The following is a 13,827-nucleotide window of genomic DNA, read 5'->3' on the forward strand; positions in this document are numbered from 1 at the left end:
TCAGTCGTCGTCATCGGGGAACAGTTCGATCCTGCCGGGGCGCTCGCCCGCCGGGCCCGCGGAGTCGGATCTACGGAACGCCCGGGTGTTCGGCATCGCGCGCAGCATGTCGTCCTCGGCGGAGTAGTGGTCGTTGTCCGGGTTCTGAGGGTCGGTCAGATGCATGGTCTTCGACTGCCCGGCCGGGGTCTGCACCCTGCGGGTGGCGCGTAGGGGGTCTGGTTCTTCCCAGATGTCCCATATTGATGCGGAGTCGTCGTCGGCGTCCTGCTGTGTCGCGGAACCCGGCGAGGGGGCGGAGGAACCGAACTGGGAGCGGTAACTGTCTCGCGCGTCCCGGAACTCCTGCTTCGCCGCGAGGTTGAGAATCTTCTCGTAGTTGCCCGGCTTCTGCATCAGCTTGATCGCGACCGGCAGGCACTCGATCAGCAGGAACAGCAGGAACAGCAGGAGGTGGGTCGACCTGAGGGTGAAATCCTTGCCGGACGCCTCGTTGAGGGCCTGCAGCCGGATCAGCAACCCGTTGGTGGCCCTGTTCTCCGCGTCGAAGGCGTTCTGCAGGTCGCTCTGGCGCCGCACCGCGGCATCGAGCGACTCCTGGACCTTGGGCAGGTCCTGCGTCGCCTGGTCGAGGCGCTCCTTCTTGCTGCTCTCGTCCGTGGCGGTGAGCTCTGACTTGCGGTCCTCGATCTGCCGGGTGAGCAGGTCGACCTGGCTCTGGGCCTTCTCGTAGGCGCGCTTGCTCGCCTGGGCCAGGGGGCCGTCGCCCTTGCGCGGGCATGTCTTCCCGCCGTAGAGCTGGCACTGCCATTCGTCGTAGAGCTTCTTGGTCTGCGTCTGCTGGGCGCCGCGCTCGGCGGTCAGTGATTTGATCTTCGGGTCCTTGGCGGGATCCAGCGGGACGTCGCCTTCGGAGGTGATCACGTTCTGGAGGGCCGTCGTCTCCGTGCGGAGGCGGGCGACCTCCCGGGCGACGCTGCCCGTGCTCTGCCGCGTGGAGAACTCGTTGGCGCGCTGCTGCTTGATCTGGACGATCTGTGCGTCGATCTCGGACTTGAAGATCTGCAGGACCAGCGGGGTCGAGATGACGAGGCCGAGCAGCACGGCCATGAGGATCCGGGGCAGAGCCACCCGCCAGCGCCGCGGCCCGTCGGCGTGCATGGTGCTGACCAGCCAGCGGTCGAGGCTCATGATGGCCAGGCCCCAGACGAGGCTGGCCGGGATGGCGAGGACAAGGGAGACGCCGAGCGCGGAGTTCAGGGCGAACGTCATCGACACGACCGCCAGCACGCTGGTGGTGAGCACCGCTCCGCCGATGCCCTCGAATTTGCCCTGCTCGGTCGGGCAGAGCTTCAAGACTTCTGGGCGTGCGCCGGACAGGGCAATCAGGAGTGTCCTCATCTATTCCCCTTCCGAATGGCGCCCGAGCCCACGGTTATGAACTTTAGATCATGAGCTGGGAACGTCGCCACGACATGGACACTATTATAATTCTGTAAGGTGTGATTCCTTATACCGCAGGGAAATCAAGTCCGTGGGACGTCCCGGAGGTGGTCGTTGTGGGATCGATGCGACGCTGACAAAAGACGGAAAGAAAATTACACCGCAGGTGTTCGGGAATTCGTCGAGGGGATTGCCGGGTGGCGGAGCCGTCGCGCCGACAGTGGTCCATGCCTTTCTTTAGACGCGTTACGGAGGCCTTCAGGTGACCGAGCCGGGTGAGGTTCTGCTCCGCAAGGCCCTCGCCGGGGCGGTCGCCGGACTCGACGAGTCCAGGCGGCTGACCTTGGTGGAGGTGGCCGCCGACGGCATCACCACTTTCGACCTGCGCCGCGACGACCTGGGCAGGCCGCGCTGCCGGTTCGACCCGGTGATTCCGTGGACCTCTCTGGCGGGTGAGCGCGGGTGGGACAACCCCACGCAGGACCCCACCGAGGAAGCCGTCATCCGCGCCGCGGGCGTCCACTCCCACGCCGCGCTGATCCTGGTGTGCTCCTTCCCGGACAGTCCACTGGCCGGACAGGCGCTGGCCTGGCTGCACGCGGCACGCCCGGAGGCGATGGCTTTCGTCCAGGCGGACGTGCGGGTCGACGCGCTGCTGCGCGAGGTGCTCCTGAACGACCCGCTGGACCGCCCGTACGAGCTGGTCGTGCTGGAGCGGAGCGTGGTGACGGGCGGGTTCGAACTCGCCGCCCATCGGCTGTTCGCCATCGGGGCACGGCCCGGCGCGGTCGCCGAGGTCACCGTGCGCTGCGAGGCGGGTGACGAGAGGGGCACCGCCTTCGCCGTGGTGGCCTGGGGCCGCAGGCCGCTGCTGCTGTCGCTCCAGTCGGCGAGGCTCGTCCCGGGCCGTTACGATTTCCTGGTCGAGCTGGAGAGGCCGGGCCGGGTTCGTCTCCTCGGCCTGCCGGGCCTGGCGCAGGACGACCGTAGCTGGGCCGACCTGGTCGCCGCGGTGCCGCGCCGGGTCGACACCCGGACCGGCTCGCAGCACCTGATCTGCGCGGTCGAGACCAGCGGTGCCCCAGGTGACATCGTGAAGCGGCTCGACCGCCTCCGCCAGATGATCGCGACGGTGTCCGCGGGTTCTTCCGGCCATCTCCAGGTGTCACTGGTCACCTACGGCGCGCACTCCTACGACCGAAGGGTTCCCGAGGGGAAGGTCGAGGTCGTGGACTGGCTGGTCTCTCCCGGGCACGCCCTGACCTCGCTGACCCGCCTGGAGGAACGCGATCCGGCGCCGGAAGGCCACCCGCACGGCGCGCAGCTGGAGGACATGCTGGCCGTGGTGGCCGGCCGGATCGCCGCGGGAGAGGCCGAGCGGACGGTGCTGCTCACGGTCGGCGATCGGTCGCCGCATCCGGCCAGGGTGAACGGGAGGATCCTGCCCTGCCCGCACCGGCACGACTGGCGCGCGCTGCTGCACCGGCTCGAACAGTATCCGGGCATGGCGTTCGGAGCGATCTGCGACCGGGACGTGGGGAAGGCCGACCCCGTCTGGTCCCGTCTGGGCGCGACGGCGCTGACCTGGCTGGACGCCCTGGACATCCGCGAGTTCGGCGCCGAGCTCGGCCTGGCGGCGCCTCCAGACCAATCGATCCCCTTCCCCCTGATCGAGGTGCCATGACGAACATATGGAGCGGGCAGCGTATGGCTCCCGAGGCCGGATCCGGGCGTTCGCTGCCCAACATCGCGATGTGGGGTGCTCCGGGCAGTGGTAAGACCACGCTTCTCGCCGCGCTCAACATCGCCCTGCTCCGCCAGGAGGGCAACTGGAGCATCGTGGGCGCGGATGCCCAGTCCACCAGCTTTCTGACGGAGAAGACCACGGCGTTGTCGCGGGACAAGGTGTTCCCTCCGGCGACACAGGGTCTGGACAACTACAACTGGTTCCTGGTCGGGCAGCCCGAGCGTCGGCGTGCACGCTGGTTCCGCAGGTCGAGGATGGCCCGCGCCCTCAAGATCGGCATCAATCCGCTCGACCCGCCCGGCGGGGCCTTCGGCGACAAGGAAGGGGGCGGTCGCGCCTCCCAGCAGGACTTGCTCCGCAACCTGGTGCACAGCAGGGGCATCCTCTTCCTCTTCGATCCCATCAGGGAGAACGAGGACGGCGACGCGTTCGAATATCTCTACGGGGTGCTGGCCCAGCTCGCCGAGCAGGTGATCGCCGGGTCCGAGGTGACCGACGGCAGGCTGCCGCACTATCTCGCGGTCTGCATCACCAAGTTCGACGACTTCAAGGTGCTGGAGACGGCGAAGCGGCTGAGGCTGCTGACGACCGACCCCGAGGATCCCTTCGGTTTTCCCCGGGTGGCCGACGAGGACGCGAAAGAGCTGTTCCAGCAGCTGTGCAGGGTATCGGCCAGCGGAAACGCGGATATGGTACTGAATGCTATTGGGCGATTTTTCCGTGAAGACCGAATTAGGTACTTTGTCACCTCGTCGATTGGTTTCTACGTCGGCCCCAGGAACAAGCTTTTCGACATGGATGATTATCAAAACCTTGTCCCGACGGTGTCCAAGCCGACGGACGGTCAACCGGTCTCCGACACCAGGTACAACACCGAGATTCGGATACGCGGCGAAGTGCGTCCGATCAATGTGATGGAGCCGATGCTCTGGCTCGGGCAGCGGATTTCCGTGCCGTAGCCGATCAGGAGGACTGGCCGATGAGCACGGTGCAACTGCCGTTCGAATGGGCGGTGGGGGGGAAGCTCCCCGGCAGCGGTGACGACTACAAGATCCTCGCCTGCAGCCAGGGGTTGCTCAGCCGCGACGACTTCGAGGAGATCAGAACGGTCTACACGATCGGCACCCCGGAGAAATTGCCCCAGGTGACGACCGCGTGGGTGGGCAGCGGTGACGACGCGCATCTGGTCCTGGCCATCCAGACGTGGTCGGACGAGGAAGACAGGCGGCATCGCAGGATCGCCCGCACCCACTACTTCTGCGTGCCGTACGCCCGCATCACCCAGCCTCCCCACCCCGTGTCCTACGAAGATCTCTACCACGTTCTCGGGATGTGCTCGCTGACCACGGACAGGCAGCTCGTCGTCCCCGTTCCCACGCTCGACTCCGGCGCGGTGGCGGCGAGGATCGACGGGACGGCCATGACCACGGCCGCGCTGCTCATGACCGGTCAGCACGTCTGCGTCGTGGACGGCGAGGCCGTTCCGACGATCGAGCGCCTGCGATTCCTCGACACGGTGGCCGCGCTGCTCCCGTACGGTATGCGCGCGAGGCTGACGGCGTCCACCTGGGCCAGCAGCACCGCCGACCACAAGATCAGGCTCGCGTTCACTCAGCACGTCCCGGCCAGGACGTACCCGGTCGCCTGGGGACAACTGGCGGAGATCCCCCGTCACGAGGAAGACGCGTACCGCTACCTCACCCTGCTGGGGCGCCACGCTCCGGACGCCAAGCTGGTCGACTGGCTCGCCGCGCGGACCGAACCGCTCACGTTCGGCAAGAACGGTAGATCCCGCGTGCTGGACCTGCTCCGGGGGTTCAACCCCTCGCCCCTACCGGCACTCATGCCCCCGCCCGCACAGCCGCCCGCACAGCCGCCCGCTCAAGTGCCCGCTCAGGTGCCCGCCGCCCAGGAGACGGTGGAAGGGCTGCTGACCGAGTGCGCCGATGTCCTCGAACGCGGGAGGACGGCTGAGATCAGGGACGTTCTCGCCAGGCTGGACGGCGTCGTCACGAGCCTTGGGCTGACGATCTCGGATGCCGAGCGGGCCCGCTACCAGAAGATCATCAGGGACCGGCAGCTGCTGTTGCCGAAAGGCAGCCTGCCCGAGGAGCTGGAGGCTTTTCTGCACGCGGTGATCCGGATGGCCGGATACGGTTTGGCGGACACGCCCGCGCAGCTGGGCGGGACCACCCAGAGTGTGGTTCAGCCGGCCAGGGCGGCGACGACGGCGATCGTTCGCAGGCCCCCTCCCGATCCGGTCGCCTCCATGAAAACGGCGTACGAACTGGGCCGGGAGGAGCTGGAGGAGACGCTCAGGCCGCTGCAGACCAGGGAACTGGTCGCGGTGGCCGCGCGGCGGCCCTACGACATGCGGGTGGTGAAGATCACCTGTGACGAACTCGTCAAGCGGGGCGGTGGCAATGCCGAGGACCCGGAGATCGCCGAGGCTCTGCGCGAGCACCACTACCTCACCGACGCGCTCAGCGCGCTTCATCCGGCAGGGGACCGAGCCCAGTTCGACCGGCTCTGCGATCTGCTGGGGGCGGCTTACGGGCAGGAACTACACCCCAAGGCGTTCGAGGAGGTCTTCCGCTCACCGGGCGGACGGTCGGCGATGCTGGTCGCCGCCGCGGTGTTCCGGTTCGGTACGGGCGCGGGGGAGGCTCTGAAGAAGTCCGTCATCAACCTCGTGCGCGACTCGGGGCTCGAGCGCGAGATCGTCGAGCAGGTGGAGAAGCGGCTGCTCGAATCCCAGTCCGGCATGAGCCATCTGACCGCCGCCGATCCCCCACGGAAGAGGTGGTTCGGCCACCGGCGCCGGGGCAACAGGGGCAAACCTCTCGTCCCGACCCTGACCCTGTACTTCGCGATCATCGTGCTCGCGATCATCGCGCTGGTGGAGTTCTTCATGCTCATCCCGCGCATCCCGGGTTCCTGAGCGGGCGGCCGGTCATGCTGATAACAGCCGAGTGGGCACTGTGGGGCGTGCCTCCGGGAAGCAAGGACACGCACGACGTCCTGTCCTGCAGCCAGGGACGGATCGGCCGCTCAGGCTTCTCCCAGCTCGTCGACCGATACGCGAAGGCGACCCCCAGGGAGCTCCCCCAGGTGACGATCGCCAGGGCGGGCGCCGGCGAGGCCGCGCACATCTTCCTGGCCGTCCAGGAGTGGTCCGGCGCGTACGACGGGCTGGGCCGGGGAATAGCGGTCACCCGCTGCTTCTGCGTGCCCTACGCGCAGGCCGCCCTCGGCCCCGTCTCCTACGAGCGGCTTTATCGGGCGCTGGAGGGTCAGGCACTGCCGCCCGACGGTGCCCCGCTCGTCGTCGACCCACCGGCACTGGACGTCGAGGCCACCGCCGCGGCCGTGGGTCAGACCGCCATGGGCGCGGCGGCCCTCCTGCTCACCGGGCAGCGGGTCTGCGTCGTCGAAGGCGGCGGAGCGTCGCTGCTCGACCGGCTCCGGTTCCTGGACACGGTGGCCGCGCTGCTCCCGTACGGCTTCAGGACCAAGCTGATCGCCTCGACCTGGGCACCTCTCGCGGCCGAGCACCGGAGCAGGCTGTTCTTCGCCGAGTACCCGTCGGAGAAGGCGTTCAACATCGTCTGGAGGCAGGAGGTGAGCATTCCCGAGAGCCACGACGTCGCCCACCGGTATCACGACATGCTGACGAGCAGGAAAGAGAGAGGGCTCGCCGGGCTGATCGCGCGGTTCTCCCATGAGACCGAGCAGAGAGCGTTCTCCACGGAGACCCTGGCGGCCGTCCTGCCGATCGCGGAGTCCGGCGCGGAGCCCTCCCCCACGTCGATCGACGACCTGTTGATCGCCTGCGCCGACAGCATCGAGTACGGGCAGGCAGGCCTGATCCCCGGTCACCTGGCCCGGCTCGACGCGCTGCGGGATTCGGCCGCCGTGAACGGCAGCGTGCGCCGCCGGCGCAATATCGTCAGCGACCGCGGCCTCCTTGTCCCGAGTCCCGCCCTGGTCCCGGCGGTTCAGGAGCATCTCTACGATCTGGTACTGAGCGTGGCCTACGGGCCCGAGCTCACCGTCGACGGGCTCGACCGGATCCTTGCGGACGTGGATCCGATCCCCGCACGGCTGCTGACCGCGCTGTCCCGGATGCCGGCGGCTGATCCGACCGTCACGTTGAGGCTCGCCGGCCGCCTCGACCCGCGCCGGTCCGCGCCGGTCCTCGCGTCGCTGTCCGTCGGGGAACTGGTCGACGCGGGGGAGCGGGAGCCGATCGACGCGCCCGTGGTGCGGCTCGTGTGCTCGGAGCTCGCGGCCCGCTGGTCCGAGCCTCGCCAGCGGGCCGCCATCGGCGCGGCGCTGCGAGGCCGCGCACGGCTCACGGCCGCGATCGGGCGGCTCGACGGGACCGACGTGGACAGCCAGTTCGAGAGGTGCCTCGTCCTGCTGGTGGCCGACTACGGCGCATCCCTCGACTCCGACGAGTTGCGGGAGGCTTTCACCTCTCACGCCGAGGTGTTGTCGGTGCCGCTGCTCGCCGCGCTCGCACTGCTGTGCGACGCCCCCGCCCACCGGCTGCTCACCCAACTCGTCTTCCGCGCGCTTCTCAGCCAGGGGGGTATCACTGCAAAGACCTTCGAGAAGTTCCAGGCCGAGCACGACACCCCGGAGCCTGCCGACCCGTCGTGGACGCGCGTTCCCAAGCCGGAGGAGCCCGACGCCGACCCCTCACTCCTGCGCCGCCTCGGGTTCACGTACCGCAAGCGCGCTTAGATCCTGGAAAGGAGACCGGTCCTTCTCACGGCTGTGCCAGCCAGAGGAACGGCTTCACCACATTGATCGGATGTACTTCGCCGCGTATCCGGGCCTCGGTGTTGTACCCGGTGCCGGAGACCGGCTGGCCGCCCGCGGGTCCGGACTCCGCCGGAACGAGATTCTGATAGTCGTCCATGTCGAAGTACTCGTTCCTGGGGCTGACGTAGAAGCCGATCGACGAGGTCACGAAGTATCTGATCCGGTCCTCATGGAAGAAACGAGCGATGGCATTCGGCACCATGTCCGTGGCCCCGGATATCCTGCACAGCTGCTGGAACAGCTCTTTCGCGTCATCGTCGGTCACCAGGGGAAACCCGAGGGGATCCTCGGGGTCGGTGGCCAGCAGCCTCAGCCGCTTCGCCGTCTCCAGCACCTTGAAGTCGTCGAACTTGGTCAGGCAGACCGCGAGACGGTGCGGTAGGCGGCCGGCCGCGTCGAGGTGCGGGCCGAGCTGTGGCAGCGTGCCCAGGAAAAAGCCGGAGGCGTCGTCCCACCCCGACTCACCGAGGGGGTCGAAGAGATAGACCAGGTCATCGCAGCCGGCCAGCCACCGCGCCATGTCCTCGCGCTGCCCGCCGGAGGTGGTCATGACGCTGAGATGGAGAGTGAAGTCGGTCTCGCGGCGCCTTCCCAAGAAGCCCCGGGACAGCCGCTTTCCCCGGAATGTCAGCTCCGTGCCATCCAGCGTGATGTTCGCCGGGGGGAACCTGCGTCCCCGTACCAGCGTGTCGGTGAGTGCGACGAGCCGATCGGTCGCCGCGCTGTCGGCGCCCAGCAGCGACAGGCCGGCGTCGTGGCGCATGACCGCCATGTTGAGCGCGCCGAGAAAGGTCGTCTTACCGCTGCCCGCGGGGCCCAGCAGCCCAACGCGGCGCACGCGCCGGCCGGGTTCGGGCACCGCACCGTGCTCGGCCGTGATCCTGCGGGTGGGCGCCGCTCTCCTGGCGGGTGCGACGTGCTGTATGGCCATCGCGTCCACGAGGGCGGCAGGATCGGCCCGCCGCAGTTCCACGGAGTGATCGACACCGAGCCTTCGCAGGTGCGGGGACGTACGGCCGGGTGCGTCGTCGGTGACGGTCATGAGGCGCACCCCGCGATCGGCGAGCCGATCGGTCAGCTCCCGGTGGTCGTAGCGGTTCGGGCACGGGAGCGCCGCGTCGCGGCTGGCCCTGACCGGATGGGGCGGCTGCCTCGCCAGTACCAGCAGGACGACGGGGTGGCCCGGGTCGCCGGGGGAAAGGCGGCGCTCGATGTGATGCAGGGCGTCTTCCAGGGGTGCCGCCCCCGGGAAGCTCACCGACGTCGATTCCAGACTCGCCAGTGAGGCCAGAGCGTCCTCCGCGGGCTCCAGCCAGGAGCCGCTGACCACGGGCCGGCGCCCGTCGCCACGGCGGTTGTAGTCGTGGTAGGTGTAGCCGATGACCGCCACGTTCACCTCGCCGGGGTATCTGGCCATCAGCTGTTCGATCGTGGCCGCCGTCAGCCGCCGACGTCGCAGGACGGCTTCGTCCCTCCCGGACATCTCGATGGCGAAGATCACATCTGCCCGCTCCCGCCGGGCGGGAGCGGGTTGCCCGGCCTGGTCGCCCAGCAGGCTGTCCAGCAGTCCGGCGTCAGGACGCGGCGGGACACCGTCGTCGTGGTCCGGCACGACGCCGGTGCGTACCTCCGGCACGACGCCGGTGCGTACCTCCGGCACGACGCCGGTGCGTACCTGCGGGGTCAGGCGGCTCTTCCAGCCCTGGCCGCCGATTCTCCTGCCACGCGCCTCGGGGAGCTGGCCGGGAAGCAGCGCGTTCACCTCTCGCATCGTGATCGCCACACCGCTGCCCGGCCCGCCGACCTTCGTGACCATTCCGATGACGGCTCCGTAGCCCGGCGACCACACCGCGGCGCCGCTGAGGCCGGGATCCAGCCGATGGCCGGGGTCGGTGGTCAGCGTGACGCTCCCATGGGCGGGCGCGAGGTCCATGACCCCCTTGACGATCACGCTCCGGCCCTCGTCGTCGGGCAGCCCCACCGCCGACCACCGCCGCCCCACCAGGTCGTCCACTTCGTCCAGCCGTACGGGCGCCGCGACCACCTGGGGCGAGGGGGTCTCCGCGAGCAGCAGGACCGCCAGGTCACCCGAGGCGCCCGAGGCTCCCGCCCCCGAGATCACCGAGGCGCCGTACCGGCGCGTCGGCCCGTTCGCCCTGGGGAAGGTCACCCACAACCGGTCCGCGGTCCGGCGACCGGGCGGGATGCCGTGGGCGCAGGTCAGCACCCGGTTCTCGCCGACGAACACTCCGGCGCCCACCGGCGCCGGATCGTCTCCCCGATGGATCGCGGCGACCCAGGTCCCCTCCTTTCCCGACCGGTTCCCCGGCCAGGGCTTCCCGGGTACGGCCTGGAAATCGACGTGACGATCCTCCGCTCCGGACGCGAGCGCGGTGATGCGCACGGGCAGGGTGTCGGTCCTGACGGTGGCACCCCTCTGGGTGCTGAGGCTGAGCCGGAGCTCGTGATCCCCCGCGTCTCCCCGCGCGGTCACGACGAACCGGGCAGGCCCGTACGTGCCACCGAACCGGTGGAGGATCACCGAGATGTCGTCCACCGACTCGACGGCGATTCGCTCCCCGCCGTCGAGCATGCAGCTGAAGGCGAACTCCTCTTCCCGGTACGGCCACTCGTCGCCGGGCCGCGCGAGCCTGAGATCCACCGTGACCAGGTACTCCTGGCCCACTGTCATGGCCCGGGGCCAGCTGACCAGGGGCTCCAGCTGGATGGTGGGCGGACTCACCGGGTCTCCTCGCGCGGCGCCGGCCCCAGGGTGGTCTCCGGGCTTCCGAAGTACGCGTACATGAAGGCGTAGAAGAACGGGAGCAGCTGTGCGGCGGCCTCCTCGTCGTCCTCACCGGGGACGCCCACGATCGGGGCCGCGACTTTTCTCCGATAGTCGCGCAGGGCCACGACCACGGGCGTGCCGGGGTTCCCGGTGAACGCGTCGAGCAGGCTCTTCGCCAGGTCGTACCCGTGCTCCCGGCCGACCTCTCCCATGGTCCCGATGAACCCGGAGGCCCCCGCGTCGAGGAAGACCCTGGCGAAGCTGCGCAGCGTGGTGTTGTCGAGGTCGGGGTCGACCTTTTCCCTGGCGGAGTGGCAGGCGTTGAGGAAGACGAGTCCGCCGGTCTGTTCCAGGCGGAGCAGGTCGTGCGCGTGGATCTCGCGGAGGCTGATCCCGCGCTTCGAGCCGCGAGAGCCCTCGATGAGTTTGATCTCTGTCCCGGAGTGGGGTGTGCCGGTCTTCCCGTACCTTCCGTGGCAGGCCACGTAGACCAGCGAGACGGGGCCGCCCTCCGCGTCCAGCAGATTCAGCAGGCCCTTGAGGGTGACGTCCCTGGTGGGCATCGGGAATCGATCCAGCAGGGCACGGTCGCCCGCCATGTCGGGAGCGACATAAGCGAGGATCTCGCCGGTGCATCTGGTCACCGCCGAGGGAGGTGTCCCCACCGAGCGGGCGATCGGAAACAGCGCGCCCAGCCACTCACCGGCCAGGCCCCTGTCGCGGTGCCGCAGTAATTCCCAGGGGAGGTCGTAGCCCGTGACATCCTCGATGATCATACGGACGTCGTCGCCGTGCGCCCGGCGGATCTCGGAGAGAAAGCCCTTGAGACCCTCGCTGGCGTCCTTGGACCAGCTGATGAGGCGCAGGAACGTCTTGGTCGGAGATTCCCCGCCGGCGCCGCCGTGGATGAGGTCTCCCAGGGTCAGCCTGGAAGGTTTCACCTGTTGCGGCTGCTTCTGGTAGGTGAGCGCGATGCCGCAGCAGCAGACCCCGGCGAGTCCGTAGCTCTCCCTGCCGGTGCCGCTCTCCCGCCACACGTTCAGGCGGGCGGTCCTGGGGGGCAGACCGGCGGTGGGATCGATGGGGGCCGGGGGGAGGGGGGCCATCTTGGTGACTCCCGCCCCGGCGCCGCCGACCGGCGGAACCCGTGCCTCCGCCGCCCCGGGGTCCCCCTTCGAGGGAGCCTGTGCCCGCGGGGGGCCGGCGGCGCGCGGGTTGAAGGGACGTCCGCCGCTGAGTAGTGCCCTGCGCAGCCCGTTCGGCATGCCGTTCACCGTGGCTCACCACCCTGCTGGAGCCGGGCGCCGCAGGCCTCGGCCAGCGCGCGGGTCAGAGCCGCGCCCGGTCTGGGGCCGGGATCGAGGACGACGGCGTGGATCCGTTTCATCCTGCTCAGTTCTCGTGCCATCGCCAGCGCGTCCTCCACTCCCTCGCTGCCGACGCGGTCGGGCAGCTCGCCCGTCGCGCTCGCGCGCAACGGGATGTTGCCGCGCCCGTCGGTGACGATGACGAGCAGCACGTCGTCGGCGGGCACCCTCCCCAGGTGGAGCCGGTGGCGCAGTGTCTCGACGGCCAGGTCGAGTCCGTGCGCGAGTGGGGTGCAGCGGCCCACGGGCCGTTCCAGGGCTCGTACGACCCGAGGGTCGAGCAGGCTGGACGCGCTGAACCGCTGGGCGCGGAGCTCGTTGGCGACGCCCGCCGCGCCGACCTCGATCACGGAGACGCCGGCCCTGCCGGTATAGGCCCACTGCAGGTAGGGGGCCAGGGCGTCGAGCCAGTTCCAGCCCGCCCTGCAGGTGTGATCGAGGACGAGGACCAGGAGCCTGGCCGGGTCGGCGCTACGGCGATGGACCCTCAGGTCCGGCGGGATCAGGTGCAGGGGGTGCGGCGGGCGCGAGTAGTGATCCTCACACCGCCCGGCCTGCAGGGGAGCGGCGCCGAGGATGGTGGCGACGATCGCCAGGTCGCCGAAGGCGCCCGGCCGTGACCCGATGGACCTGCCGTGGCTCGGCCGCGACGAGGAGTGCCGCGTGGTCTGCGAGCGAAGCGACCCCGGGTCTCGTTCCGGCTCGGTGTCGTCCTCGGGGTAGGGGCCGCCGGGGTCGGCGGGGGAGACGGGGCCCGGAGCGAGCGGCTGGGCGGGAGCCGGGGCCGCGACGTTGAACCCGTCCGCTCGCGCCGAGGGGGACGGCTCCTTCCCGCCGCGCCTTCCGGCTCCGCCGCCCTCTTCGGGATCGTGCCGCCCGCGGGCGACGCCGCCCCCGGAGTCGTCGCGGTGACCCCGATCGAGTGGTGGGGGGAGGCGCAGCAGTGACGCCGCCTGCTCGACGTCGGCGTTCGTGGTCCAGGTACGGCTGTCGAGGGTTGCCAGCGCCCGGCCGATCCTGGCGAGGGCGAGGTCCCGGCGCGCACCGGCCGTGCCCCTCGCGGTACGGCCGAGAACCCCTCTGGACACCTCGTCGGGTACAGTCGCCAGCCGGCCTCCGGCCAGCGCGTGGCGCCACTTCTCCGCTGGGGGTTCCAGATCCGCGGGGAGCCCGGAGGCGTCGACGCGCAGGGGGAAGCGGTCGAGCAGATGCGGCGGGATCCGGCCGACGTCGGCGCGGGCGCAGCCGGCCACCCACCGGGTCCGTGGCGCCCAGGTCACGCTGAGCCCTTCGCGCTCCAGGTGGGCCACGTCGGCGTCCAGCAGGGTGATCGCGGCCCGCTGCCCGGTGAGCGAGAGCTTCGCGAGATCGGAGACGAGGACGGTGAGGGGAGGGGCGCCGGGGCTGTCGACCAGGGGTCCCGGAGAGACGCCGAACGTGGGCCTGGAGGACAGGCCGATCCACGCGTTGTCCGCGACGGCCGACGTTCCCAGCACGTACGGGTGGGGATTCCCGAGGAGCGAGCCGAGCCAGTGCCCGATGTCGAGCAGCAGGGCGGGCTCCAGGTCGAACAGGAGCACCCCGCGGAGCCGTGGGTCGAGCGCGGCGCACGCCAGGGCGTACCTCACTCGCGACGCGGTCGGCATGGCCAT

At 69.8% G+C, this 13,827-nt stretch carries 8 protein-coding genes; 4 read left to right on the plus strand and 4 right to left on the minus strand.

Annotated features, from left to right (window positions below):
• On the minus strand, positions 1-1,401 hold the full coding sequence (locus tag OIE13_RS01815) for a DUF4407 domain-containing protein (protein WP_326643793.1): 1,401 nt from the start codon (positions 1,399-1,401) through the stop codon (positions 1-3).
• Between the two features lie 304 nt (positions 1,402-1,705).
• On the opposite strand from OIE13_RS01815, the gene OIE13_RS01820 reads away from it, so the two are divergent.
• From OIE13_RS01820 to OIE13_RS01835, 4 genes are read left to right on the plus strand one after another with little or no spacing between them, the layout of a single operon-like run.
• The gene (locus OIE13_RS01820) at positions 1,706-3,127 is read left to right on the plus strand and encodes a hypothetical protein (protein WP_326643792.1); all 1,422 of its coding nucleotides are present in this window, start codon (positions 1,706-1,708) and stop codon (positions 3,125-3,127) included.
• A 23-nt stretch (positions 3,128-3,150) separates the two neighbouring features.
• On the plus strand, positions 3,151-4,149 hold the full coding sequence (locus OIE13_RS01825) for a hypothetical protein (RefSeq protein WP_326829445.1): 999 nt from the start codon (positions 3,151-3,153) through the stop codon (positions 4,147-4,149).
• Between the two features lie 20 nt (positions 4,150-4,169).
• Positions 4,170-6,131: a hypothetical protein gene (locus OIE13_RS01830; RefSeq protein ID WP_326829446.1), complete on the plus strand. Its 1,962-nt coding sequence runs from the start codon at positions 4,170-4,172 to the stop codon at positions 6,129-6,131.
• Positions 6,132-6,145: 14 nt separating this feature from the next.
• On the plus strand, positions 6,146-7,939 hold the full coding sequence (locus tag OIE13_RS01835) for a hypothetical protein (protein ID WP_326643789.1): 1,794 nt from the start codon (positions 6,146-6,148) through the stop codon (positions 7,937-7,939).
• A gap of 25 nt (positions 7,940-7,964) precedes the next feature.
• Here OIE13_RS01835 and OIE13_RS01840 read toward each other — a convergent pair whose 3' ends face one another.
• The 3 genes from OIE13_RS01840 to OIE13_RS01850 are packed head-to-tail and all read right to left on the minus strand — an operon-like array spanning position 7,965 to position 13,827.
• Positions 7,965-10,763: a serine protease gene (locus tag OIE13_RS01840; RefSeq protein ID WP_326829447.1), complete on the minus strand. Its 2,799-nt coding sequence runs from the start codon at positions 10,761-10,763 to the stop codon at positions 7,965-7,967.
• On the minus strand, positions 10,760-12,073 hold the full coding sequence (locus OIE13_RS01845; RefSeq protein WP_326646876.1) for a CHAT domain-containing protein: 1,314 nt from the start codon (positions 12,071-12,073) through the stop codon (positions 10,760-10,762). Before OIE13_RS01845 ends, OIE13_RS01840 begins: the two co-directional genes overlap by 4 nt.
• Before the next feature lie 5 nt (positions 12,074-12,078).
• Entirely contained in the window at positions 12,079-13,827 is a 1,749-nt protein-coding gene (locus OIE13_RS01850; protein WP_326643787.1) for a hypothetical protein, read from the minus strand.

It is taken from the genome of Streptosporangium sp. NBC_01810 (assembly GCF_035917355.1).
Lineage (GTDB): Bacteria > Actinomycetota > Actinomycetes > Streptosporangiales > Streptosporangiaceae > Streptosporangium.

Coding starts and splice junctions, on each gene's coding strand:
- OIE13_RS01845 (WP_326646876.1), bottom strand. CDS start 12,073: ATGCCGAACGGGCTGCGCAGGGCACTACTCAGCGGCGGACGTCCCTTC.
- OIE13_RS01815 (WP_326643793.1), bottom strand. CDS start 1,401: ATGAGGACACTCCTGATTGCCCTGTCCGGCGCACGCCCAGAAGTCTTG.
- OIE13_RS01835 (WP_326643789.1), top strand. CDS start 6,146: ATGCTGATAACAGCCGAGTGGGCACTGTGGGGCGTGCCTCCGGGAAGC.
- OIE13_RS01825 (WP_326829445.1), top strand. CDS start 3,151: ATGGCTCCCGAGGCCGGATCCGGGCGTTCGCTGCCCAACATCGCGATG.
- OIE13_RS01850 (WP_326643787.1), bottom strand. CDS start 13,827: ATGGCCATGCCGACCGCGTCGCGAGTGAGGTACGCCCTGGCGTGCGCC.
- OIE13_RS01830 (WP_326829446.1), top strand. CDS start 4,170: ATGAGCACGGTGCAACTGCCGTTCGAATGGGCGGTGGGGGGGAAGCTC.